At 61.4% G+C, this 23,574-nt stretch carries 21 protein-coding genes and 1 tRNA gene; 10 read left to right on the top strand and 12 right to left on the bottom strand.

The window, feature by feature from the left end; genetic code table 11:
• Nucleotides 1-5: 5 nt before the first annotated feature.
• From ROSMUCSMR3_RS19000 to ROSMUCSMR3_RS18990, 3 genes are read right to left on the bottom strand one after another with little or no spacing between them, the layout of a single operon-like run.
• Nucleotides 6-878: a 50S ribosomal protein L11 methyltransferase gene (locus ROSMUCSMR3_RS19000; protein WP_081508383.1), complete on the bottom strand. Its 873-nt coding sequence runs from the start codon at nt 876-878 to the stop codon at nt 6-8.
• 26 nt (nt 879-904) lie between these two features.
• Complete coding sequence (locus ROSMUCSMR3_RS18995) at nt 905-2,137, bottom strand: MFS transporter (RefSeq protein ID WP_037298287.1); 1,233 nt, start codon at nt 2,135-2,137, stop codon at nt 905-907.
• A gap of 56 nt (nt 2,138-2,193) precedes the next feature.
• On the bottom strand, nt 2,194-4,395 hold the full coding sequence (locus tag ROSMUCSMR3_RS18990) for a primosomal protein N' (protein ID WP_081508382.1): 2,202 nt from the start codon (nt 4,393-4,395) through the stop codon (nt 2,194-2,196).
• Nucleotides 4,396-4,489: 94 nt separating this feature from the next.
• On the opposite strand from ROSMUCSMR3_RS18990, the gene fsa reads away from it, so the two are divergent.
• Both fsa and ROSMUCSMR3_RS18980 read left to right on the top strand, forming a co-directional pair.
• A complete protein-coding gene (gene fsa, locus ROSMUCSMR3_RS18985) occupies nt 4,490-5,143 on the top strand; it encodes a fructose-6-phosphate aldolase (protein WP_081508381.1) in 654 nt (217 codons plus the stop codon).
• Between the two features lie 167 nt (nt 5,144-5,310).
• Complete coding sequence (locus tag ROSMUCSMR3_RS18980) at nt 5,311-5,781, top strand: copper chaperone PCu(A)C (protein WP_081508380.1); 471 nt, start codon at nt 5,311-5,313, stop codon at nt 5,779-5,781.
• Between the two features lie 286 nt (nt 5,782-6,067).
• Here ROSMUCSMR3_RS18980 and ROSMUCSMR3_RS18975 read toward each other — a convergent pair whose 3' ends face one another.
• From ROSMUCSMR3_RS18975 to pdxH, 6 genes are all read right to left on the bottom strand, one after another.
• Nucleotides 6,068-6,307 (bottom strand): hypothetical protein, encoded by a 240-nt coding sequence (locus ROSMUCSMR3_RS18975; protein ID WP_081508379.1) that lies wholly within the window; start codon nt 6,305-6,307, stop codon nt 6,068-6,070.
• A gap of 322 nt (nt 6,308-6,629) precedes the next feature.
• On the bottom strand, nt 6,630-10,310 hold the full coding sequence (locus tag ROSMUCSMR3_RS18970) for a vitamin B12-dependent ribonucleotide reductase (RefSeq protein ID WP_081508378.1): 3,681 nt from the start codon (nt 10,308-10,310) through the stop codon (nt 6,630-6,632).
• A gap of 504 nt (nt 10,311-10,814) precedes the next feature.
• Nucleotides 10,815-10,891, bottom strand: a tRNA-Pro gene (locus ROSMUCSMR3_RS18965).
• A gap of 64 nt (nt 10,892-10,955) precedes the next feature.
• Nucleotides 10,956-11,423: a DUF192 domain-containing protein gene (locus ROSMUCSMR3_RS18960; protein WP_081508377.1), complete on the bottom strand. Its 468-nt coding sequence runs from the start codon at nt 11,421-11,423 to the stop codon at nt 10,956-10,958.
• Entirely contained in the window at nt 11,420-11,953 is a 534-nt protein-coding gene (locus tag ROSMUCSMR3_RS18955) for a cold-shock protein (protein WP_081508376.1), read from the bottom strand. Before ROSMUCSMR3_RS18955 ends, ROSMUCSMR3_RS18960 begins: the two co-directional genes overlap by 4 nt.
• A 121-nt stretch (nt 11,954-12,074) precedes the next feature.
• The gene (gene pdxH, locus ROSMUCSMR3_RS18950; protein ID WP_081508375.1) at nt 12,075-12,677 is read right to left on the bottom strand and encodes a pyridoxamine 5'-phosphate oxidase; all 603 of its coding nucleotides are present in this window, start codon (nt 12,675-12,677) and stop codon (nt 12,075-12,077) included.
• Between the two features lie 165 nt (nt 12,678-12,842).
• Between pdxH and fabI the strand changes: the two genes are divergently transcribed.
• The 8 genes from fabI (at nt 12,843) to ROSMUCSMR3_RS18910 (ending at nt 20,683) form a co-directional block, all read left to right on the top strand.
• A complete protein-coding gene (gene fabI, locus ROSMUCSMR3_RS18945; RefSeq protein WP_081508374.1) occupies nt 12,843-13,649 on the top strand; it encodes an enoyl-ACP reductase FabI in 807 nt (268 codons plus the stop codon).
• Between the two features lie 11 nt (nt 13,650-13,660).
• Nucleotides 13,661-14,266 carry a LysE family translocator gene (locus ROSMUCSMR3_RS18940; protein WP_081508373.1) on the top strand — a complete coding sequence of 202 codons (606 nt, stop codon included), beginning with the start codon at nt 13,661-13,663 and terminating at the stop codon, nt 14,264-14,266.
• 4 nt (nt 14,267-14,270) lie between these two features.
• Entirely contained in the window at nt 14,271-14,768 is a 498-nt protein-coding gene (gene gpt / locus ROSMUCSMR3_RS18935; protein ID WP_081508372.1) for a xanthine phosphoribosyltransferase, read from the top strand.
• Nucleotide 14,769: 1 nt separating this feature from the next.
• Nucleotides 14,770-15,975, top strand: a complete 1,206-nt coding sequence (locus ROSMUCSMR3_RS18930; protein ID WP_081508371.1) for an aminotransferase — start codon at nt 14,770-14,772, stop codon at nt 15,973-15,975.
• 47 nt (nt 15,976-16,022) lie between these two features.
• Nucleotides 16,023-17,867 (top strand): peptidyl-prolyl cis-trans isomerase, encoded by a 1,845-nt coding sequence (locus ROSMUCSMR3_RS18925; protein WP_081508370.1) that lies wholly within the window; start codon nt 16,023-16,025, stop codon nt 17,865-17,867.
• Nucleotides 17,868-17,879: 12 nt separating this feature from the next.
• Complete coding sequence (trpE, locus tag ROSMUCSMR3_RS18920) at nt 17,880-19,391, top strand: anthranilate synthase component I (RefSeq protein WP_081508369.1); 1,512 nt, start codon at nt 17,880-17,882, stop codon at nt 19,389-19,391.
• Between the two features lie 93 nt (nt 19,392-19,484).
• Entirely contained in the window at nt 19,485-20,102 is a 618-nt protein-coding gene (locus tag ROSMUCSMR3_RS18915) for a sulfurtransferase (RefSeq protein ID WP_081508368.1), read from the top strand.
• A 38-nt stretch (nt 20,103-20,140) separates the two neighbouring features.
• Nucleotides 20,141-20,683, top strand: a complete 543-nt coding sequence (locus ROSMUCSMR3_RS18910; protein WP_081508367.1) for a pseudouridine synthase — start codon at nt 20,141-20,143, stop codon at nt 20,681-20,683.
• A 10-nt stretch (nt 20,684-20,693) separates the two neighbouring features.
• Here ROSMUCSMR3_RS18910 and ROSMUCSMR3_RS18905 read toward each other — a convergent pair whose 3' ends face one another.
• From ROSMUCSMR3_RS18905 to ROSMUCSMR3_RS18895, 3 genes are all read right to left on the bottom strand, one after another.
• Nucleotides 20,694-21,437, bottom strand: coding sequence for a 1-(5-phosphoribosyl)-5-[(5-phosphoribosylamino)methylideneamino] imidazole-4-carboxamide isomerase (locus ROSMUCSMR3_RS18905; RefSeq protein WP_081508366.1), 744 nt, complete (start codon nt 21,435-21,437; stop codon nt 20,694-20,696).
• Nucleotides 21,438-21,556: 119 nt separating this feature from the next.
• Nucleotides 21,557-22,054 carry a hypothetical protein gene (locus ROSMUCSMR3_RS18900; RefSeq protein ID WP_081508672.1) on the bottom strand — a complete coding sequence of 166 codons (498 nt, stop codon included), beginning with the start codon at nt 22,052-22,054 and terminating at the stop codon, nt 21,557-21,559.
• Nucleotides 22,055-22,142: 88 nt separating this feature from the next.
• Entirely contained in the window at nt 22,143-23,573 is a 1,431-nt protein-coding gene (locus ROSMUCSMR3_RS18895; RefSeq protein ID WP_237183486.1) for a divergent polysaccharide deacteylase family protein, read from the bottom strand.
• Nucleotide 23,574 lies beyond the last annotated feature (1 nt).

The following is a 23,574-nucleotide window of genomic DNA, read 5'->3' as shown; positions in this document are numbered from 1 at the left end:
CATTTTTATAGACTTTTAGATAGGGTCAACGTGGTCCAGTCACCAATCTCTTCGCGATGCTCAAGACTGTTTCCAAGCGCGCAATAAACGTCGCGCACTTCATCCGCTTGCTCGTTCAAAATACCCGAGAGAATCACCTTACCGCCCGGCGTCAGCGCCGCCGTGATCCCCGGTGCCAGCAGGATTAACGGCCCTTTCAGGATATTGGCAAAAACCAGATCATAAGGTGCCGCAGCACTCAGGCGCGGATGCTCCAGCCCTTCGGCTTCGATACACTCCACCCGCCCCTCCAGCGCATTGGCCGTGACATTGGCGTTCGCCACTTCAACCGCCACCGCGTCGATATCGCTGGCCAGCATCACACCGGGCCAGATCCGTGCCGCCGCCATCGCGAGCACCGCCGTGCCGCATCCCAGATCGAGCACCGACCGCCCAACAAAGCCGGTATGCGCCAAACGATCCAGCGCCTTGAGACAGCCCTGCGTCGTGCCATGATGCCCGGTGCCAAAGGCCATCGCCGCCTCGATCAAAAGCGGCTCGCAATCCTGGGGCACCTTATCGGCATCATGGCTGCCATAGACAAAGAACCGCCCCGCCACGACGGGCGTTAAATCCCGGCGTACCTTGGCCACCCAATCCACCTCGGGCAGTTCGGAGATAACAAAGGGCTTGGCCCCGTGCATCTTGGCCAAAAGCGCCAGCGCCACCTCATCGGGGGCCGTCTCGAAATAGGCACCGATTTCCCAAAGGCCCGATCCATCCTCCATCTCGAACGAGCCAACTCCGGTTGGTTCCGGCTCCAGATGTTCCAACGCTTCGGCCAGCGCCTCGGCATTGGCGCGTCCGGGCAGGGTAGTGAGGGCGGTATAGGTCGGCATGCAGTTTCCTTTTCAGAGGATCGGGATCATTCGGCGGGGGCAGGCAGAAACCGGGCAAAGATCGTCTCATTGCCTGGCTCCGGATGGCGCGGGATCAACAGCGCAAGGCCAAAGGAAATTCCCGCCATGCCCGCCGCCCCAAAAAACACCGCCGCAGGCGACACCAGCCACAGATAGCCCAGTGCCGCAGGCAGAAAAACCGCCGCAATATGGTTGATGGTAAAAGCCACGGCCGCGGTGGGCGCAATATCACCGGGATCGGCAATCTTCTGAAAATAGGTCTTGAGCGCCAGAGCCAGCGAAAACAGGATATGGTCGATCACATAGAGCGTCGCCGCCAGCACCACGCCCCAACCAAAGAAATAGATGCCACCATAGGCCAGAAACACAATCGCCAGCCCGGCATATTCAAACATCAGCGTGCGCCGCTCGCCAAAGTGGAACACGGCCTTGCCCATCAGCGGTGCGAAAATCATGTTGACCACAAGATTGATGAGAAAGAGCGCTGTCACCTCATGCACCTCAAAGCCGAATTTCTCGACCATCATGAAGCCCGCAAAGACGATGAAAATCTGCCGCCGCGCGCCCGCCATGAATTGCAACGCATAATAAAGCCAATAGCGCCGCCGCAGCACCATCTTTTTGAGTTGCGGATTGGGGGCCTCGAACCGGGGATAGGCCATCAGACAGAACACCGCGATCACCGCCGTAAAGCCGCCCGAGACCATGTAAACGAAATTATAGCTCAGATCAAAGGCCTGCCACGTCAGCACAATAAGAACATAGGCCACCAGCGTCGCCGCCGATCCCCCCGCCATCAACCAGCCCAGCATCTGCGGCGCACGCAGCTTGTCCAGCCATTGCAATTGCAGCGATTGGTTCACCGTCTCGAAATAGTGAAACCCGATGGAGCTGAGCATGGTGATCGCAAGAATTCCACCGAGACTTGGGAAATGGGCGGTAATCGCGGTCGCCACCCCCAAAAGAAGCAACGACACCAGCGCGAGCACCTGCTCATGCATGAACATGATCAGCGCGATCACGCCAATTGCCAGAAATCCGGGGATTTCGCGCACCGTATGCAGCCAGCCGATATCAGAGCCGTTGAACCCGGCCACTTCGATCACGAAATTATTGAGCAGCGCCGACCACGTGGCAAAGGCCACCGGCATCGCGGCAGCCATCAGAAAGAGCAGCGTGACAGGCCTGCGCCAGAACGGCAGCTCTTGCGCTCTGCCCAAGGGAAACTGTGGTCTCATGGGTTCCCTTTACGCCCAAGACGCTGGCTTGGCGAGAGGCTGCGCCATGGTCCCCTTCAATAAAAACTCTGCGGATCAATATCGACCGTCAGGCGCATTTGCGCAGGCAACCGCACCTGCGCAATCCACTCGGACACCGCCGCCTGTATCGCCGCCCCCTTGGGGGCCTTGACCAACAGACGCACCCTGTGCCGCCCCCGGATACGGGCAATGGGTGCTGGTGCCGGGCCAAAGACCTGCGCCCCAACCGCCCGAATGGGCCCGTCACGCCGCGCCAGCGCCTCGCCCAGATCGAACACCGCCTGCATATCGGGGGAACTGAGGATAATCCCCGCCATGCGACCGTAGGGCGGCACCCCCGCCTGCCTGCGCCCCTCGGCCTCGGCGCGCCAAAATCCCTCTTCATCGCCGGCCAGAATGGCGCGAATGACCGGATGCTCGGGCTGAAACGTCTGCAAAAGCGCGCGCCCGGCCCGCTCTGCCCGGCCTGCACGCCCCGCCACCTGCCGCATCAACTGAAACGTCCGCTCGGCGGCGCGCAGGTCAGAGCCTTGCAGGCCCAAATCGGAATCAATCACCCCCACCAGCGTCAGCAGCGGAAAATTATGCCCTTTTGCAACCAGTTGCGTGCCGATGATGATGTCGGCCGCCCCTTGGGCAATCTCGACAATCTGCTCTTTCAAGGCCCGCGCAGAACCAAACAAATCCGACGACAGCACCGCAATCCGCGCCTGTGGGAATAGCGCTGCCGCCTCTTCTGCCAGCCGTTCCACCCCCGGACCGACCGCCGCCAGCTTGCCCGCGACACCACAGGCGGGGCAGGCCTCGGGCATGGCGGTACTCTCGCCACATTGGTGGCAGATCAGCCGCTTTTGGAACCGATGCTCGACCATCCGCGCATCGCAGTGATCGCATCCGATCTGATGCCCGCAGGCACGGCAGATCGTCGTCGGCGCATAGCCGCGCCGGTTGAGGAACAAAAGCGCTTGCTCTCCTGCCGCCACCCGCGCATTGACCGCCGCCTGCAATGTGGGCGAAATCCAGCGGTTTGACGGCAGCGTTTCCGCCCGCATGTCGATCGCCGCCAATTCCGGCATCACCGCAGCGCCGAACCGGGCATCCAGATCAAGCCGCTCATATTTTCCGGCCTCTGCATTGGCCCAGCTTTCAAGGCTTGGCGTGGCCGAGGCCAGAACCACCCGCGCCCCACACAGGCTTGCCCGCAAGACCGCCATATCGCGCGCATGATAAAGCGCGCCGTCCTCTTGCTTGTAGGAGGTGTCGTGTTCCTCATCGACCACGATCAGCGCGAGGTTCTGAAACGGCAAGAACAGCGCCGAACGCGCGCCCACCACCATCTGTGCGCCCCCCTGCCCGACCATTTTCCACACCCGCCGCCGCTCGGTCATGGTGACGCCGGAATGCCATTCTGCCGGGCGCGTGCCAAACCGCACCTCGACCCGCGTCAGAAACTCTGCCGTCAACGCGATCTCGGGCAAGAGCACCAGCGCTTGCCCCCCTTGGCGCAGCGCCTCGGCCACCGCCTCAAGATAGACCTCCGTCTTGCCCGATCCGGTCACACCGCGCAAAAGCGTCGTGCCATAGCTGCCTGCCTGCAACCCCATGCGCAACCGCGCCGCCGCCGCCGCCTGATCCTCGGTCAGCGCCTTGGCGGGCAGGTCAGGATCAAGCGGGACAAAGGGCGTATCGCGCGGCGTGTCTTCTTCGAGCACAGCCCCTTGCGCCACCAACCCCTTGACGACCGAGGATGTCACCCCCGCCAGATCACTCACCTCTTTTAGCGTGAACCCAAGCCCGCCATGATCGCGCAGCACCTCCAGCACCCGCGCGCGGGCATCGGTCAGGCGCGCAGGCTCTGTGTCGCCCAGACGGTAAATCTTTTGCATCGAGGGCGGATCGCTCAGCCCCGGTGCGCGTGTGGCCAGCCGCAGCATCGCAGGCAGCGGCGTCAGCGTATACTCGCCCGCCCGGCGCAGAAACTCCTGCATCTCGACGCGCATCGGGGCCACATCGAGCACACGGCCAATGCCGCGCGCCTTCTTGAGGTCAAAGCCGCCACGCCCCGGCCCCCAGACCACGCCCAATACCCGGCGCGGGCCCAGCGGCACCTCGACAAAGGCCCCGGCCATCACGCCCCCCTCAGGGGCCAGATAGTCTAGCGGCCCCTCCAAGGGCTGCGCGGTCAGCACGGCCACCAATGTGCCCTCGTCGTAAAAGTCGGGCGAAGCTTGGGTCAACGGGCGGCTCCTGTCGCATGAGGGGTTTCGGCTTGCGCCCCCATGAGGTAAACGCTTCGCCAAGCAAACCCAACCCGCCACAGAGGGCCCTCCCATGAAATTCTTTGTCGATACCGCCGAAACCGATCAAATCGCCGAACTCAATGACCTTGGCATGGTGGACGGCGTCACCACCAACCCGTCGCTCATCCTGAAATCCGGGCGCGACATTCTCGAAGTCACCAAAGAGATTGCCGAAATGGTCGATGGCCCAGTCAGCGCCGAGGTTGTGGCGCTTACCGCCGACGAGATGATTGCCGAGGGGCGCAAACTTGCGGCCATCGCAGGCAATATCGCCGTCAAGGTGCCGCTCACATGGGATGGCCTCAAGGCGTGCAAGGTGCTCTCGGGCGAGGGGCATATGGTCAATGTGACGCTGTGCTTTTCCGCCAATCAGGCGCTCTTGGCGGCCAAGGCGGGGGCCACGTTCATTTCCCCCTTCATCGGGCGGCTGGATGACATCAACCTCGACGGGATGGAATTGATCGCCGATATCCGCACGATCTATGACAACTACGGGTTCGAGACCCAGATCCTCGCGGCCTCGATCCGCACCGTCAATCACGCCTTTCAGGCCGCTCATATCGGCGCAGATGTGATGACAGCGCCCCCGTCCGTGATCAAGAAAATGGCAGAGCATCCGCTGACCGATCAGGGGCTCAAGACCTTTATGGCCGATTGGGAAAAGACCGGTCAGAAAATCCTCTGATCTCGCTTTCGTGGACAAAGGACAGACGGATCAAGGGGGGCTCTCGAGCGCCCCTTTTTCTTGCGGGGATCAGCCGCATAGACGCCTCTCGCCGCCCCTTCTATACATCGGGCATCGTGGCCCACTAGGGCACGCCCCCGCCACCCGAAAGACACATGAGGACAGTCATGAAACAGCTTGCCTTGGCCATTTTGGCGACATTGTCGCTTTGCGGCGCGGCCCAAGCCCATAGCGTCAAGAAAGACGCAATCGAAATCATCCATCCCCATATCAACGAACCCTTCGCCGGGGCCAGATCAGCGGCGGCCTATATGGCCATCAGCAATGAGGGCGAGATCGCGATTCGCCTGATTGGCATCGACACCGCCGCCGCCAAAGTAACCTCCCTGCACACCACCGAACATGGCAGCGACGGGGTGGCGCGGATGCAGCCGATTGCCGGGATCGACATCCCCGCAGGCGAAACCGTGGTGCTGGAGCCGGGTGGCATGCATGTGATGCTCATGGGCCTGACCGCCCCACTCAAAGAAGGCGATATGGTGCCCGCGACCTTCCTTTTCGAGCAGATGGGTCCGGTTGAGGTCGAATTCATGGTCGATCCGACCGATGGCGTGGATCATTCCAAGATGGGTCACTGACCCCCACACGGGCGCCTGCATGTTGCATCCGATCAAATTCACATCGCCCCGGCCCCAAGCCGGGGCCTCTGCTCTGCGTCGAAGAGGTCCTAAGTCAAGCCCGGGACGGTTTTTGATCGGGCGCGACACACGTTAGACAGAAAAAGAGGGGGCACTAGGCCCCCTCGAGTCTCGCGAACCGGGTGTCATTCACTGCCCGACTATGGTTGTTGCCTGCTTCCGATCCGCGTCCGGGGCGAGCGCACCCGCCCCGTGTCTCTGATTCATGGATATGTTTTCTAGCGTATCACTCGTCGAGAATACCGAAATAACGGCCTACATCGGCAGCCGCGTTGACGAATTTTTTTGCCATCTGAATATCCATGATGACGCACTCGTCATTGACTTTAAGGATTATGCTATCGGTTCCTTGACCTGACTTCACGTCACATCCCGAATAAAACGAGCACCGACCAAACTCGACGTTCATGCTGCATCGTTCATCCTGATCCTTGATCGTTTCGTCAAAGTATGTCGTTGTCGCCATAACTTGTCCCCTCGCGGTCAGCACTGAATGTTAGCTACACCCGCTTGTCGCACCACAGTTGTTGCACCTCATGCAGGTCCTGTTGCGCACCAGCGTGTAGTTAGCGCAACCTTTCGACTCTTACGGGACATCGTATTCCCGGCAGAATAACTTCTCGATCATCAATGATCGTGGCTTGAGGGCGATACTGATAGTGGTACTCGTAATAGTAATGTGTCTGCCGATAAATTGACCCGTCAGTCATTACCAAGACCGTGCTCCCATCAAATCCAGTAGATTCTCCATCCACAATTTTTGTTACCGTTCCCATGTCCCAATCTCCTCAGCTACACCCGCTTGTCGCACCACAGGTGTTGCACTTCATGCAGGTCCCGTTGCGCACCAGCGTGTAGTTGCCGCAATCGCCGCAGGCCTCGCCTTCGTAGCCCTGAAGCCGCGCCTTGGTGCGGGCATCCATGCTGACCGAGCCAGAGGCGACCGCCGTTGTCGTGGTCATCGCCGCCGACACGGTGGCTGTTGCCGTCTCGGGCACCAGCGTGGCCAGCATGGTCATTGGGTCCATGCCATCGCCTGCGGCGCGGGCGAGGGTCTGACCGCCCTGAAACACCACCAACTCTTGCGGAAGACGCTTGCGCAGATAGCCCGTTGAACTGATCTGCTTGAGCACTTCCAGCGAACGGCTGGCCGCGGCCTCGCTCATCTCCGAGACATTGCGCACGCCTTCTTCCTCGCCGCGCCCCAGATCGTCAAACGACGCGCCCGAGGGTTTGACATGCGCCAGATCGGTGCGATCCAGATAGCTTACCGCCAATTCGCGGAAGATATAGTCAAGGATCGAGGTGGCGTTCTTGATGCTGTCATTGCCCTGCACCATGCCTGCCGGCTCGAACTTGGTGAAGGTGAAGGCATCGACGAATTCCTCCAGCGGCACACCGTATTGCAGGCCAACCGACACGGCGATGGCGAAATTGTTCATCATCGCCCGGAACCCTGCACCTTCCTTGTGCATGTCGATAAAGATTTCACCCAGCTTGCCATCTTCATATTCGCCGGTGCGCAAGTAAACCTTGTGACCGCCGACAATGGCCTTTTGCGTATAGCCCTTCCGGCGCTCCGGCAGCTTCTCGCGGTGCGATTTCTGGATTTCCTTGATGATCACCTTTTCGACGATCTTCTCGGCCAGCACCTGCGCCTTTTGCTGCGGCGTGCCGGATTCGAGGATTTCGGCGGCCTCGTCATCATCCTCAACCAAACTTGCCGCAAGCGGCTGGCTCAGCTTCGATCCATCGCGATAGAGCGCATTCGCCTTGACGCCCAGCGACCACGACAATTCATAGGCTTTCTGACAATCCTCGATCGTGGCGTCATTGGCCATGTTGATGGTCTTGGAAATCGCCCCCGAGATAAACGACTGCGCCGCCGCCATCATGGTGATATGGCTCTCGACGCCAAGATAGCGCTTGCCCTTCTTGCCGCAGGGGTTGGCGCAGTCAAAGACGTGGTAATGATCCGCCTTGAGATAGGGCGCGCCTTCCAATGTCATCGTGCCGCACACATGGTCGTTGGCCAATTCGACATCGCGCTTGGAATAGCCCAGATGCGCCAGAATATCGAACGTCGGATCGTTCAGCTTTTCCGTCGGGATGCCCAGAACATTGGTGCAGAACTCCGCGCCCAGCGTCCACTGGTTGAACACGAACCGGATGTCAAAGGCAGAGCCGAGCGCGGCATCCACCTTGGCCAATTCATTGGGACCAAAGCCGTGGCCAATCAACGACGTGTGGTTGATCCCCGGCGCATTGCCGATAGTGCCATGGCCCACCGCATAGCTTACGATTTCCTCGATCTGCGCCGGACCATAGCCCAGCTTTTCCAAGGCGGCAGGCACCGACTGGTTGATGATCTTGAAATAGCCACCGCCCGCCAGTTTCTTGAACTTGACCAGCGCGAAATCAGGCTCGATACCGGTGGTATCGCAATCCATCACAAGACCGATGGTGCCCGTGGGCGCGATGACCGAAGTCTGGGCATTGCGGTAGCCGTGCTTTTCGCCCAGCTTCAGCGCCTCGTCCCAAGATGCCATCGCCAGATCAACGAGCCGCGCATCCGGGCAATTCTTGTGGTCGAGCGGCACAGGTTTCACCGCAAGCCCTTCATACCCTTCGGTCGCGCCATAGGCGGCGTTGCGGTGGTTGCGGATCACGCGCAGCATATGCTTGCTGTTGCGCTTGTAGCCCGCAAAGGCCCCCAACTCTCCGGCCATCTCGGCACTTGTGGCATAGGCCACGCCGGTCATGATCGCGGTCAGCGCCCCACACAACGCGCGGCCCTCGTCGCTGTCATAGCCAAAGCCCATGTTCATGAGCAAACCGCCGATATTGGCATAGCCCAGACCCAGCGTGCGGAACTCATAGCTGAGTTGCGCGATTTCCTTGGACGGGAACTGCGCCATCGTCACCGAGATTTCCAGCGTCACGGTCCAGAGCCGCGTGGCGTGCATATAGGCATCGGCATCAAACTTGCCGTCCCCAAAGAATTTCAACAGGTTCATCGACGCCAGGTTACAGGCGGTATCGTCGAGGAACATGTATTCCGAACAGGGGTTGGAGCCCCGGATTTCGCCATCCTCCGGGCAGGTGTGCCAGGCGTTGACGGTGTCGTGATACTGAATACCCGGATCGGCACAGGCCCAGGCCGCGTGGCCCACATCTTCCCATAGATCGCGCGCCTTGATCGTCTTGGCAACGGACCCATCGGTGCGGTTGATCAGCGCCCAATCGGCATCATCCTTGACCGCCTTCAGAAACGCATCGGTGACGCGGATCGAATTGTTGGAATTCTGACCCGACACGCTGGCATAGGCCTCTGAATCCCAGTCTGTGTCATAGGTCGGGAATTCGATGCTCTCATAGCCTTGCCGTGCGTAATCCAGCACCCGCTTGACATAGGTCTCGGGGATTTGCACCTGCTTGGCACCACGAATGGCCGCTTTCAGCTGCTCGTTCTTCTTGGGATCAACCGCATCCTCAGAGCTGCCATCCCAAGCGCGGATCGCAGCGAAAATCTGGTTGAGCTTCTGCTCGTGCATCTTGGACCCGGCCACGATGCTGGCAACCTTCTGCTCTTCCTTGACCTTCCAGTTGATGAATTCCTGAATATCGGGATGGTCGGCGTCACAGATCACCATCTTGGCCGCGCGCCGCGTGGTGCCGCCCGATTTGATCGCCCCCGCCGCGCGGTCACCGATTTTCAAGAACCCCATAAGGCCAGACGACTTGCCACCACCCGACAGCTTTTCGCCCTCGGCGCGCAGGCTGCTGAAATTGGTGCCAGTGCCAGAGCCGTATTTGAACAGCCGCGCTTCACGCACCCAAAGGTCCATGATGCCGCCATCGCCCACCAGATCGTCTTTGACCGACTGGATAAAGCAGGCATGCGGCTGCGGATGCTCATAGGCCGAGGTGGATTTGGTCAGCTCGCCGGTTTGGAAATCAACGTAGTAATGCCCTTGGCTCGGACCGTCGATACCATAGGCCCAATGCAGGCCGGTGTTGAACCACTGCGGGCTGTTGGGCGCAGCCATCTGGCGCGCCAGCATATAGCGCATCTCGTCGAAATAGGCGCGGGCATCGGCCTCTTTGGTGAAATAACCACCCTTCCAGCCCCAATAGCACCAGGCACCCGCCAGCCGGTCAAATACCTGCTTGGCGCTGGTTTCGCCGCCAAAACCGTCATTGTCCGCTGCCGGAACGGACCGCCACAGGAACTCGGGCACCCCCTCTTCCTTGACCTTTTCGATGCGGTTCGGAATGCCCGCCTTGCGGAAATATTTTTGCGCGATCACGTCGCTTGCAACTTGGCTCCAGCCGCGGGGCACCTCGATGTCATCCAGCCGGAACACCGTTGTGCCATCCGGATTGCGGATTTCGGAACTCGTGGTCACGAACTCAAGCGCTGCATAGGCGTCTTGTCCGGCGGTGGTGAATTTTCTTTCGATCTTCATGTCTTCTGCCCCATCGCAATCGTTTTTCAGGCCTTTGGCCCCGTGTGATTTTCAGGCGTCTCGCCTGATGTGAGTCGGTCGTTTCAACCTTGAACGGTGGCGGTTTGGCGCCCTGAAACGCCCTCTGGCCATGCCGTGCGGAGTGGTCGCTATCTCGTCGTCCTGAGTGTTGGTGTCATGTCCCTGCCGGGGCGAGCCACTATATGTTGTGGCCTTGCTGCCCGTCCACACAAACTGACGTATATTGCCATAGGCGGTCAACGAAAACTTTTCGGATTTTGGCAGAAAAATCGTTTGACTATGTCTCAGGTCACGCCCCCCCGGACGCGGACATGATTCATCCACAGGCGGCCCCGCAAAGAAGCCGTTATTTCCGGCACATTTGCCGGGCATAGCTGCAAAAGAGGTTGAAGTTTGGCGCGCCAGGCGTTTGTCGAAAATTGCGGCGCGCGCACCCAAAGGCGCAGACCCCAGAGGGTCTTTGTTATGCACTTGTGGGTAAAATGGTCGGGGCGATAGGATTCGAACCTACGACCCCCTGTTCCCAAAACAGGTGCGCTACCAAACTGCGCTACGCCCCGGACCGTGCGCCTGCATACTGAGGATTACTGGGCTTGAAAAGCCAAAAACAGGCCTCGCGCTGCTTTATTGGCTTTCAGAGCAGGGCCAAGCGGCCTTGCTCTGATCAATCGCGGCGTGCCGCATGGTCCAGCCCTCGGAAATACCGATTTTTCGCGCCAGACCACCATTGATTTCCAACACTGCCAGAATGTCCTGGCCCCCAAAAATCGGCGACTCGTCCAAGGGCTGTGCTTCGTGATGCACTTTTTTCACGGTGCCAGTCTCGTCCATGAAAATCATGTCGAGCGGAATCAAGGTGTTCTTCATCCAAAATCCGACCGCTTGCGGTTCGGGATAGACAAAGAGCATGCCCGCGCTCATCGCCATACTCTCGCGATTCATCAGGCCTTGGGCACGCTCCGCCTTGTCATCGGCAACCTCCACACTGAAGCGGGCGCTGCCGGCATCACTGCGCAACATCACCACATCCTCACGGCAGGTTTCAGCCGCTGCTGTGCTCGCCAAACCGGCAAGCACAACCGCCGCTATCATTCGGACAATTTTACCGCCGTTTCCCATCCACATACCTCGGTTGCCATCCGCCCCCTTTTACCATCAATCACGCGGATTGCCAGCGCCTCACCGGGCTGAACATCCGCAAGACCAGAGCGGCGCAAAACCTCGATATGCACGAAAACATCTTCGTCGCGACCAAAGGTATTGGCAAAGCCAAATCCTTTGCCTTTGTCGAACCATTTCACGCGCGCGGGTTGCAACGGAGCATTGCGAATGATCTCGGGATCAATCTCATCGAGATCAGCAAGCCCTGTGTGTTCAAGATCATCGGGCGGTGAAATCGTATGCACCGCCACTGCTTGCCGACCGCGCTCGGTCTGCTGAACATCCAATTCCACCCCGGCGCGATCCGCAACCGAACTTTGCCCAAAGTTCCTAAGAACATTGGCATGAAGCAAAATATCCGGGCCGCCTTCATCGGCAATTACAAACCCAAACCCTTTAACAGGGTCAAACCACTTAACACGCCCCTTTATTCTGCGAATATCATCATCCTGTGTCGTCACTTTTTCCTACCTAACAGCCTTCATCCCCAAGACTGCATTACACTTGCGTTATATTCACCCCCGCTTGCAAGTGGTTAATAATCAATAACTTCAATGCATTGCATTTCACGCAACGTGAAATTCATGGGTTCAGTCGTTGAATTTTCCAGCTTTCCCCTATGTCCGAGCGCCGCCAGACAAACCGATCATGCAGGCGAAACGCCCCATCCGCCCAGAATTCGATTTCGACCGGCGTGATCTTGAAACCGCCCCAAAACGGCGGTCGCGGCGGATTCGGTCCTTTCTGCGCGGTGATCTTCGCGACTTTCGCCATCAAGGTCGTCCGGCTGTCGAGCGGCTGCGATTGTTCCGACGCCCAAGCACCAAGCCGGCTCTTGAGCGAGCGCGACGCATAATACGCATCCGCACCCTCACCCTCCTCGCGACCCACCATACCACGAATGCGGACCTGACGGCGCAAGGATTTCCAATGCAGCACCATCGCCGCCTTGGGGTTGGCCGCGAGCTCCCGCCCCTTGGCGCTGTTGTAATTGGTGTAAAACACAAATCCGTCGTCGGAGATTTCCTTGAGCAACACCATCCGCACATTCGGCAACCCGTCGGCATCCACCGTGGACAGCGCCACAGCATTGGGGTCGTTCGGTTCTGATTTCTCTGCCTCGGCCAACCAGCCTCTGGCAATCTCAAAGGGGTCGTCGCCTGCAAAGTGTCCGTCGCGTTCCATGAGATCTCTTATTCCTGTCTGCGAATTCTCGCGCATATGTTTCCATATGTGTCAAACTAGTGTTCCCAACGGCATTTGACACCGCGCCAGCAAAAATGACCAGCCCTTGATGCAATCCCCCCAATCGCCTAAAGGTCAGAAAAATCTGATGGTCGGGGGCTGGGAATGTCGAACAATCTGATGGCGGGAAAACGCGGGCTCATCATGGGGCTCGCCAATGACAAATCAATCGCCTGGGGCATTGCCCGCGCCTGCGCCAATGCGGGGGCGGAACTGGCGTTCAGCTATCAGGGCGATGCTCTGAAAAAGCGGGTTGATCCGCTGGCGGCTGAGCTGGGTTCGACCATCGTATTGCCCTGCGATGTCGGCAATATGGCCTCTGTCGATCAGCTCTTTGTCGATCTGGGCACCCATTGGGACAGCCTCGACTTTGTTGTTCACGCCATCGGCTTTTCCGACAAGAACGAATTGCGCGGGCGCTATGTTGATACCAGCCGCGACAATTTCCTGATGACGATGGATATCTCGGTCTATTCCTTCACCGCCGTGATGCAACGCGCCGAAAAGATGATGGGTGAGGGCGGATCGGCCCTTACCCTCACCTATTATGGCGCCGAACAGGTCATGCCGCATTACAACGTGATGGGTGTCGCCAAAGCGGCGCTTGAGGCCTCTGTCAAATATATGGCCGAGGATCTGGGCAAAGACGGCATTCGCGTCAACGCCATCAGCGCGGGGCCGATCAAGACGCTGGCCGCCTCGGGCATCGGCGATTTCCGCTATATCCTGAAATGGAACGAATTGAATTCACCGCTGCGCCGCAACGTGACCATCGACGACGTCGGCCGCTCCGCGCTTTACCTGCTCAGCGATCTGGGCTCTGGCGTGACCGGCGAGACGCTGCATGTCGATGCGGGCTATCACATTGTTGGCATGAAGGCCGTAGACGCCCCCGACATCGACGCCACCTGAGAGGTTCGTACATGACCGCGCTCGATCTTTTGGCTTTCAACGCGGTTCTGGCCGCCGCCATTCTCAGCCCCGGTCCCGCCCTGCTCTTTGCCCTGCGCACCGCCCTTGCCGATGGGCGCGCGGCGGGTATTGCGGCGGGCCTGGGCCTTGGCCTTGTCGCAGCACTCTGGACACTGGCGGCGCTCTTGGGGCTAGAGGCGCTTTTTACCCTCTTCCCTTGGGCCTATATCACCCTCAAAATCGCGGGCGCGGCCTATCTGCTCTGTATCGCGTGGACCACGTGGCGTGCCGCGCGCCAGCCCGTGAATGAAGGCCCACGCAAACCGCGCGGGCGGGCCTTTCTTGACGGGGTGCTGATCAACCTCGGCAATCCCAAATCGGTGCTGTTCGCGGCCTCTGTGCTTGTGGTGATCTTTCCCAAGGGCCTTACAGCCTCGGAAATCGCCCTCATCACTGTTAATCATATGCTGGTCGAATGGCTATTTTACGCAGGCTTTGCCACGCTTCTCAGCGGCGCTGCGGCGCGTCGCGCCTATCTGGGAGCGAAACCGATCATCGACCGCACGGCGGCCCTATTGCTGGGCGCGCTCGGGCTGAAACTTCTCTTGAGCAGGTAACACCATGATGGACCGCCTCCCCCATGAAAAAGGCTTTCACGTAAGCTGGGACCAGTTGCACCGCGATGCCCGCGCGCTTGCATGGCGGCTCCAGAGCGAGGCCCCCGAAGGTGGGTGGCGCGCAGTGGTGGCCATCACGCGGGGCGGCATGGCCCCCGCGATGATCGTCGCACGCGAATTGGACATTCGCACCGTCGATACGATCAGCGTCAAATCCTACAACCATCAGGCCCAGACCGCCCCTGTCGTGATCAAATCGCCCGACATGTCGATCATCGGCGACGGCGCGGGCGTGCTCATCGTCGATGACCTTGTGGATACCGGCCGCACGCTTGAGGTGGTGCGCCAGCATATGCCGCGCGCCCATGTTGCCACCGTCTACGCCAAGCCGATGGGCCGCGCGCAGGTCAACACCTTCGTGACCGAGGTCAGCCAGGATACGTGGATTTTCTTTCCGTGGGATATGGCCCTGCAATATGTCGAACCCTACCGGGGCGCCTGACATGATCAATCCGCCCCGCACCGCCTGCACCTTTTCGCCCCCTGTCATGGAGGCGCGGCGCTGGCTGGACGGGGTGACATTCCCGCCCCATCGCCCGCTCATCAATGTAAGCCAAGCCGCCCCCGTGGCCCCGCCCCCCGAGGCACTGCGCCGCGCGGTGGCCGAAGCGGCACTGAATGAGCCGCAGGCGCATCTTTATGGCCCCGTGCTGGGCCTGCCCGACCTGCGTGCCGAAGTGGCGGCGCAGTGGTCCGCCACCTATGGCGGCAGCATCGCACCCGCAGAGGTCGCCATCACCTCTGGCTGCAATCAGGCCTTTTGCGCGGCGATCACGACCCTCTGCGCCGAAGGGGATGAGGTTATCCTTCCAACCCCATGGTATTTCAATCATAAAATGTGGCTCGATATGGCGGGCGTGCGCGCTGTCCCGCTGCCTGCGGGCGCGGAACTTTTGCCCGATCCGGATCACGCGGCGGCGCTCATCACGCCCCGCACCCGCGCCATCGTGCTCGTTACCCCCAACAATCCGGGCGGCGTGGAATATCCCGCCGACCTCACACATGCGTTCTACACCTTGGCCAAAGAGCGCGGTCTTGCCCTTATCGTCGATGAAACCTACCGCGATTTCGATGCCCGCCCCGGCGCGGGGCACGACCTCTTTCACGATACCGACTGGGCCGATACGCTCATCCAACTCTATTCCTTTTCCAAGGCGTACCGCCTGACCGGCCACCGCGTGGGCGCAATGGTCGCCTCTCCGACCCGTCTGGCCGAAGTCGAGAAATTCCTCGACACCGTCACGATCTGCCCCAACCAACTGGGTCAGATCGCGGCGCTTTGGGGCATGCGCAATTTGGGGCAATGGCTGGCAGGCGAGCGCGCCGAAATCCTCGACCGGCGTGCAGCGATCCATGACAACATGCCGAAACTCACAGGCCAAGGCTGGCGGCTTTTGGGATGCGGTGCGTATTTCGCCTACATGGCGCATCCTTTCGCGATGGGCTCGCATCACTTGGCGCAGGCGCTTGTGCCCGAGGCGGGCGTTCTCTTGCTGCCCGGCACCATGTTCCGCCCGTCTGATGACCCGCAGGGCGCGCGTGAGTTGCGCGTAGCCTTCGCCAATCTTGACCGTGCCGGGATCGACACGCTCTTTGACCGGCTGGCTGCCCTCCGCTGGCCTCTTGTCCAGACCGGCCACAGCGCGTAGACAGTCGCCCAAGCAGGGCACAAGCCACAAACGGACAGGGGGCCACCATGGCAGGCAACAGCATATCCAAAGGCGCGATGTGGGTTCTGATGGGCCTTCTGATTGTGGGCCTTGCCGGATTTGGCGCAACCAACCTTTCTGGCAATGTCCGCAGCATCGGCCATGTTGGCACCGCCGAAATTGATGTGACCACCTACGCCCGCGCCCTGCAAAACGAAATCCGCGCGCTAGAGGCGGAGCGCGGCAGCGCCATGAGCTTTGCCGAGGCGCGCGCCGCCGGGGTTGATACCGACGTGCTGGGCCGTCTGGTGGCCCGCGCAGCCCTAGAGCATGAGGCAGACCGCCTTGGCCTGTCCATCGGCGATGAGAACCTGCGCGAGCAAATCCTCGACATTCCCTCCTTTCAGGGGCTCGATGGCAGCTTTGATCGCGAGGCGTATCGTTTTGCCCTCGATCAGGCCGGCCTGAATGAAGGCCAGTTCGAAGAGAACATCCGCGCCGAAACCGCGAGCACACTGGTGCAGGCCGCAGCCCTCGCCGGTCTGCAAACGCCAAGCACCTATATGGACACGATGATGACCTATCTGGCCGAGCGGCGCAGCTTGGCCTTTGCCGTGCTTGACCGCGCCGCGCTGCAATCTGGCCTGCCCGTCCCGTCCGAGGACGACCTCAAGACCTATCATCAAGGCAATCTGCCCAATTTCACGACACCCGAAACCAAAACCATCACCTTTGCATGGGTCACGCCCGCGATGATCCTTGATAGTGTCGAGGTCGACGAAGCCGCCCTGCGCGAGGCCTATGCCGAACGCGAGACCGAATTCAACATGCCCGAGCGGCGGTTGGTCGAACGTCTGGTCTTTGCCGATTCCGCGGCCGCGACCCGCGCGCGTACCCGGATCGACGACGGGATCGCGCTTGAAATGCTGGTCTCTGAGCGCGGGCTGGATATGGCCGATATCGACATGGGCGATGTCAGCCGCGAGGATCTGGGCGCTGCCGCGGATCCCGTCTTCTCCGCTCAGGCGGGCGAGGTGGTCGGACCGATCGACACAAATCTTGGCCCGGCCCTCTTTCGCGTCAACGCCGTTCTCGCGGCGCAGATCACAACCTTTGAAGAGGCGGAACCGCGCCTGCGCGAGGAACTGGCCGCCGACCGCGCGCGCCGCGTCATCGAGGCCAAAATCGACACGGTCGATGATCTACTTGCTGGGGGCGCCACGCTCGAGGATGTGGCCAAGGAAACCGATCTCGAACTTGGCAGCATCGACTGGCACCCCGGCCTGACCGAAGGCATGGCAGGCTATGACAGCTTTCGCGCCGCAGCGCAGGCCGTGGCAACGGGCGACTATCCCGAGGTTGAACAACTGGCGGATGGCGGCATCTTTGCCCTCCGTCTCGACGGGATCGTAGAGCCCCGCATCCAACCGCTTGAGGATGTGCGCGACGCCGTCCTGCGTGGCTGGCGCGCTGAGGCGACGGTGACTGCCCTGCGCGCGCAGCTCGAACCACAGCTCGCAGAACTGCGCGCCGGTGCCAGCTTTGCCGATCTGGGGCTGACGGCAACGGAAGTGACCGACATGACCCGCCGCGATTACCGCCCCGAGGCCCCCGCAGAATTCATCGACACGGTGTTTGACATGGTCCAAGGCGAGGTGCGCGTGATCGAGGGCAATGGTCGCCTCTTTGTTCTGCGCCTTGACAGCATCGCGCCGCCCCTGCCCGCGGAAGAGGACGAGGATCTCGCCCGCCTGCGCGCCGCCCTGCAAGATCAGGCCGCCGCCGATCTGGGACAGGATCTGTTTCAAGTGCTGGCCAATGACATCCGCAGCCGTGCGGGCGTCGAACTTGATCAGGCGGCCCTCAATGCCGTGCACGCCAATTTCAACTGAGGACCGCCAAAATTGGAACTGACCCCGTCCTTTGAGGAATTTGCGCGCGCCTATGAATCGGGCGAAAATCAGGTGGTGCATGCGCGGCTTGCGGCCGATCTCGACACGCCCGTCTCGCTGATGCTCAAGCTGACAGGTGCCGCGCGCGATGCCTTCCTGCTTGAATCGGTGACGGGCGGCGAATTGCGCGGGCGGTATTCCATCATCGGCATGAAACCCGATGTGATATGGGAGTGTCACGGCACCACCAGCCGCATCAACCGTCAGGCCCGGTTCGATCACGACGCCTTCGAGGATCAGCACGGCGACCCTCTAGCCAACCTGCGCGCCCTCATCGCCGAGAGCCGTATCGCCCTGCCCGAGGGCATGCCCGCCGCCAGTGCCGGGCTCTTTGGCTATCTGGGCTATGACATGATCCGGCTGGTCGAACACCTGCCAGATGTGAACCCCGATCCGCTTGGCCTGCCGGATGCGGTGATGCTGCGCCCCTCGGTGATTGCCGTTCTGGATGGCGTCAAGGGCGAGGTCATGGTTGTGGCCCCCGCATGGGTCAGCAGCGGCCAATCGGCGCGCGCCGCCTATGCGCAGGCCGCCGAGCGGGTGATGGACGCGGTCCGCGATCTGGAACGCGCCCTGCCCCAATCCAGCCGCCGCTTGGGTGAGGCCCATGAAGATGCCGCCCCGGTCTCGAATTTCACCCGTGACGGCTATAAGCAAGCCGTTGAAAAGGCCAAGGATTACATCCGCGCAGGCGATATCTTTCAGGTGGTGCCCAGCCAGCGCTGGACCCAGACCTTTCGCCAACCGCCCTTTTCCCTCTACCGCAGCTTGCGGCGCACCAACCCGTCGCCTTTCATGTTCTATTTCAACTTTGGTGGCTTTCAGGTGATCGGGGCCAGCCCCGAAATCCTCGTGCGTGTGTTTGGCCAAGAGGTGACGATCCGCCCCATCGCAGGCACACGCCCCCGTGGCGCTACCCCCGAAGAGGATCGCGCCCTTGAGGCCGATCTTTTGGCCGACAAAAAGGAACTGGCCGAGCATCTCATGCTGCTGGATCTGGGGCGCAACGACGCCGGTCGCGTCTGCAAGATCGGCACCGTGCATCCGACCGAGAAATTCATCATCGAGCGCTATAGCCACGTGATGCACATCGTCTCGAATGTGGTGGGCGAGTTGGCCGAGGATCAGGATGCGCTCAGCGCCCTTCTCGCCGGTCTGCCCGCAGGCACCGTGTCGGGCGCGCCCAAGGTCCGCGCGATGGAGATCATCGACGAGTTGGAGCCCGAGAAACGCGGCGTCTATGGCGGCGGTGTCGGCTATTTCAGCTCGGGCGGCGATATGGATGTCTGCATCGCCCTGCGTACCGCCGTGGTCAAGGATCAGAACCTTTATATTCAGGCAGGCGGCGGCGTTGTCTATGACAGTGACCCAGAGGCGGAATATATGGAAACCGTCCATAAATCGAACGCCATCCGTCGCGCAGCTGCCGATGCCGCACGTTTTGGTGGCGACAGCAACGGCTAATCCCGTTTGACACAGGTCAAGGCGCGCGCGTGCAAGCGGACGTAGGTCTTTCCAATCATATTCCACTTTAGGAATGTAATGGAGGGAAGCCCAATGAACCGCATCACACGATTCGCCGCCCCGGCCCTCGTGGCCTTGGCCTTGGCACTCGCGCCGCTCGCAAGCGCGGCTGGCGGTGCCCTGACCCTACAAGAGCCCGTAGCTGTCGACACACTGAGCAAGAGCAAACAGACGGCCCCCGGCCTCTATATGATTGCCGCCGACGCTGCCCGCGTGCTGGCCGATCATCCCAACGTCGCCCTCATTGATGTGCGCACCCCGTCCGAGGTGACCCTGATTGGCTATGCCACGGCCGCTGCTGCGAATATCCCGTCAAAACTGATGGACCCTGCCCTGACCTTCGACGCCAAGAAAGGCGCTTACAAGATGGTGGACAACCCCGCCTTTGTTGACGAGGTCAAGGCATGGCTTGCCAGTGATGCCGCTGCAGGTGTGGATACGCTCTTGGTGATGTGCCGCTCTGGCTCGCGCAGCGCCGAGGCCATAGGCAAACTGGTCGACGGCGGCATTGACGTGACGCTCTACAACGTCGTGGATGGGTTCGAGGGCGACACCAACGAGGCCGGCGCGCGCGCCGTCAACGGCTGGCGCAACGCCGGTCTGCCCTGGACCTACAAGATCCGCCAAGGCCTGCGCCCCGGCTATAACTGAGACTTGCGGCGGGCCTTGCCCTCGGGCAAGACAGGGGCATGGCCCGCCTCATCCTCTTCAACAAACCCTATGACGTGCTGTCGCAATTCACCGATCGCGGCACCGAGGGCAGCCCGCGTGCCACGCTCTCGGATTTCATCGACATCCCCCGCGTCTATCCCGCCGGTCGGCTGGATCGCGACAGCGAAGGCCTCTTGTTGCTGACCGATGATGGCCAACTTCAAGCGCGCATCGCAAATCCCCGTTTTAAAACAGAAAAAACATATTACGCGCAGGTCGAAGGCCTGCCGGATGACACAGCCCTCGCAGCCCTGCGTGCCGGTGTCACGCTGAGCGACGGCCCGACGCGGCCCGCGCGGGTCGAGCGGACAGAGCCTCCGACCCTCTGGCCGCGCACCCCGCCCGTCCGCTTTCGCAAATCCGTGCCCGATTGCTGGCTGAAACTCACGATCTCCGAAGGGCGCAACCGGCAGGTGCGCCGCATGACCGCCCATATCGGTCACCCCACCCTGCGCCTCATCCGGTGGCGCATCGGGGACTGGACACTCGACGGCCTCGGCCCCGGAGAGTGGCGGGGCTAAGGCCGCGCGCTCAGATGAACTCTGCCTTCGCTTCCGGGGCGGCCCGCGCAATCGCCAGAGCCTCGCCCAGATCGACATCTTTGGACAAAAGCGCGCGCCCGATGATCGTGCCGTCGATATTGGGAATGTAGCGCAGCCGCGCCACGTCATCGACCGTCCGCACCGTGCCCCGCGCAATCACCGCATGCCGCGTCTTGGCTGCCAGCCCGGAAATCACCCCGAGACTGCCATCGCTATCCTCGATATCGGCATCAATATCTGTAATCAAAATCCCCGCCAGCGGCACACCGTCAAAGGCTGCGATCAACTCACCCGGACCAAAGGCAGAGGCCGTGCGCCAACCATCGGTCATCAACTGCCCCTGATAGATATCCACCGCCACGACGATCTGATCCGGGTGATACTTGGCCAGCGCCTTGACCGCTTCGGGGTTCTGAACCGCCATTGTGCCCAGCACGATCCGCCCCGCCCCCTTGTCGATCCAGCGCTCCACCGCTTCGCGTCCCCGAAACCCGCCCCCAAGCTGCACCGGAATACCCACGGCCCGGATGATCTGCTCGATAAGCGCATCATTGTCACCCGCGCCGCGCAGCCCGTTCATATCGGTGAGGTGCATCCAATCTGCCCCGGCGGCCACAAAACGGCGCGCGGTTTCGACCGGGTCCACATGCCAGAAGACCGGCTCATCCAGCCGCCCGCGCGTCAGAGTGACACATTTTCCGTCCAGTATTTCCAAGGTCGGATAGAGGATCATCGCCAGCACCTTTCGCTATGGTTGTGGTCCCAACCTGCGGTCATAGCGTCCCCCCGGCTGTCCCCGGTGCGGCATGATGCGGACCTTTCGCGGCCCAATGGGCCAGATCGGCGCAGCGCTCAGTATTTTCCGATGTCGACGTTCTTCAGCTCAGACAACACCTTGCCCGCGGCATCGACCGCCCGAATATCCACCGTATACCGATTGCCGCGACCGCCAGAGCATGGTGGCAAATATCCCGGGCTTGCGTAATCCCCGGTCGCGCGCGCAGGCTTGATGACCCGCACGCCACCGGGCAGCTTTGCGGTCATTCCGGGCACCGCAGGCAGATCGGCCGTGGCTCCTTTGACAGGATAGCCGATCGTGCCATGGCCCCCATTCTGCGACAGCGGGCCGTAAGACTTGTCGTTGTAATAGGCAATCAGCCAGACCGTGCCCGCAGGAATACCAGATACCGTCATCGGGGGCGTGCTGCCTTTGCCACCGGACAAAGGGCAATGCTGACCGGCGGGCACCTTGCGACCATCCCAGCCACCGCCCAATTGCACGGTCATATCCGCAAAGGCCGCCGATCCCATCAATGAAAGACCAAGTGCCAAAATCAATCTTTTGGACATCATAAAAACTCCATTTCGCATGACTATGGCCCAAGCGTAGCCGCGAACGGCAGCCCCGGTCAACGACCGCACAAGGCAGGCGCCCGGATCATTCCGCCCGAAGCACCGCCGACACAGGCGCCAAGGCCACGCTTGCGGCCCGGTCTGCCAAGCCCCAGAGGAGCAGGGCGCTGATCGTATCCGCCCGCAACCGGCCCAGCATAATCACGCCATCCTCCTGCTGATCCGCCCGCATCGCGGCCTGATCCAGAAACCGCCGGATGGCGGCAGCATTCTGTCCCTGCCCGTCAAAATCCCGAAACAGGCTGGCCGAGGGCACGCCCTCGCGCGCGATCAGCTTTTGCGCCGTGTTCAGCCCGTTGGGATGCATCACCAGCCCATGCCCGCTCTCTTTCAGAATCGGGGCCAATTGCGCCGTGGCTTCGCGGCTCGATTGCAGGCCCGCGCCTGCCCCTTCCAAAACCGCCACCGCCTGCGGCACCTGCGTAAACCAGGCCTGCATCGCCACTTCGGCATCCTCGGGCCGCGCCCCTTCGGGCAAATCGGCCATGGCCAAAACCTCGAATCCGGCGGCGCGGTAGCGTTCTGCCGCGTCCGCCGCCCCGGACCAGGTCACATCGACCGCGAAATTCAGCGGATAGGGAAAACTCTGAAGCGCCTCGATCCCAATCGGGCTCTGCCCGTCATCCATCAGAATGATCGCCATCAGCGGCTTGCCCTCGGGATTGTCGAACGCCACCCGATTGCGCACCAAGGCACCCTCCGCCGCCTCAGGCTCTGCGATGGCCTCGGCAACCTCGGGCGCAGGATCGCCAAGGCTGGGCAGGCGGTTGGTTGTCACCCCTTCGGCCCGGTTGCCGATCGTGCCCAGCGCAGGCAGGGTCTTGGCCACAGTCTCCGCGTCCGCTTCCGGCACAGGGGCCACTTCTGCCTGTGCCTCGGCTTCCGGCGACAGATCCGCCACGCCCTCGCCATCCGTGGCGTCAGGGATCAGCACCGGCGCAGGCTCCTCGGATGGAAAAATAGACTCGCTCTGCCCCGCCTCTGGCGCGCTCAACCCAGCACTCTCCTCGCTTGGAGGGGGTGCGGGCGGCTGCGCGGGATCGGTCGAAACCGCCACCGCGCCCTCGCTGTTCGGCACCACAGGCGCTGGCACTAGCGGGCTGGGCAGAACCGGCTCGTCGCTCTCGACCGCCACACCGCCACTATCGGCCGCCACTTCGGGGGCCTCAGCCAAGGCGGCCGCCTCCCCCGTTTCCGGCACCGCTGCCGGCGCAGTCTCGACTGCACCGATGCCAGCGCTGTCATCGGGCGCAGGCGGTGCGGCCTGCGACACTCCTGCCGTCTCGGGCGCGGCCTGCGTCTCGGGCAAGGCCGCCTCTGCATCCTCGCGCCGCAGATCGAACCCCGATCCCGCAGGCACCTCCAAACTCACCGCTTCGGGCCGCACCGTACCCGGTGCCCCGCTCAGCACAGACAGTGTGCCCAACGCCAGCCCCGACACCAGCGTTCCCGTCATC

The sequence above is a fragment of the Roseovarius mucosus genome, from assembly GCF_002080415.1.
Taxonomy (GTDB): Bacteria; Pseudomonadota; Alphaproteobacteria; order Rhodobacterales; family Rhodobacteraceae; genus Roseovarius; species Roseovarius mucosus_A.
Note: the sequence above shows the minus strand (reverse complement) of the source record. Positions and strands in the feature narration are given on the sequence as shown.

Bases quoted from the DNA above. Each gene is read 5' to 3' on its own strand.
- ROSMUCSMR3_RS18910 (WP_081508367.1), top strand. From the start codon at position 20,141: ATGGCCCGCCTCATCCTCTTCAACAAACCCTATGACGTGCTGTCGCAA.
- ROSMUCSMR3_RS18915 (WP_081508368.1), top strand. From the start codon at position 19,485: ATGAACCGCATCACACGATTCGCCGCCCCGGCCCTCGTGGCCTTGGCC.
- ROSMUCSMR3_RS18960 (WP_081508377.1), bottom strand. From the start codon at position 11,423: ATGATAGCGGCGGTTGTGCTTGCCGGTTTGGCGAGCACAGCAGCGGCT.
- ROSMUCSMR3_RS18930 (WP_081508371.1), top strand. From the start codon at position 14,770: ATGATCAATCCGCCCCGCACCGCCTGCACCTTTTCGCCCCCTGTCATG.
- ROSMUCSMR3_RS18980 (WP_081508380.1), top strand. From the start codon at position 5,311: ATGAAACAGCTTGCCTTGGCCATTTTGGCGACATTGTCGCTTTGCGGC.
- ROSMUCSMR3_RS18925 (WP_081508370.1), top strand. From the start codon at position 16,023: ATGGCAGGCAACAGCATATCCAAAGGCGCGATGTGGGTTCTGATGGGC.
- ROSMUCSMR3_RS18995 (WP_037298287.1), bottom strand. From the start codon at position 2,137: ATGAGACCACAGTTTCCCTTGGGCAGAGCGCAAGAGCTGCCGTTCTGG.
- ROSMUCSMR3_RS18970 (WP_081508378.1), bottom strand. From the start codon at position 10,310: ATGAAGATCGAAAGAAAATTCACCACCGCCGGACAAGACGCCTATGCA.
- ROSMUCSMR3_RS18905 (WP_081508366.1), bottom strand. From the start codon at position 21,437: ATGATCCTCTATCCGACCTTGGAAATACTGGACGGAAAATGTGTCACT.
- ROSMUCSMR3_RS18940 (WP_081508373.1), top strand. From the start codon at position 13,661: ATGACCGCGCTCGATCTTTTGGCTTTCAACGCGGTTCTGGCCGCCGCC.
- ROSMUCSMR3_RS18895 (WP_237183486.1), bottom strand. From the start codon at position 23,573: ATGACGGGAACGCTGGTGTCGGGGCTGGCGTTGGGCACACTGTCTGTG.
- pdxH (WP_081508375.1), bottom strand. From the start codon at position 12,677: ATGGAACGCGACGGACACTTTGCAGGCGACGACCCCTTTGAGATTGCC.
- gpt (WP_081508372.1), top strand. From the start codon at position 14,271: ATGATGGACCGCCTCCCCCATGAAAAAGGCTTTCACGTAAGCTGGGAC.
- ROSMUCSMR3_RS19000 (WP_081508383.1), bottom strand. From the start codon at position 878: ATGCCGACCTATACCGCCCTCACTACCCTGCCCGGACGCGCCAATGCC.
- ROSMUCSMR3_RS18900 (WP_081508672.1), bottom strand. From the start codon at position 22,054: ATGTCCAAAAGATTGATTTTGGCACTTGGTCTTTCATTGATGGGATCG.
- fabI (WP_081508374.1), top strand. From the start codon at position 12,843: ATGTCGAACAATCTGATGGCGGGAAAACGCGGGCTCATCATGGGGCTC.
- fsa (WP_081508381.1), top strand. From the start codon at position 4,490: ATGAAATTCTTTGTCGATACCGCCGAAACCGATCAAATCGCCGAACTC.
- ROSMUCSMR3_RS18975 (WP_081508379.1), bottom strand. From the start codon at position 6,307: ATGGCGACAACGACATACTTTGACGAAACGATCAAGGATCAGGATGAA.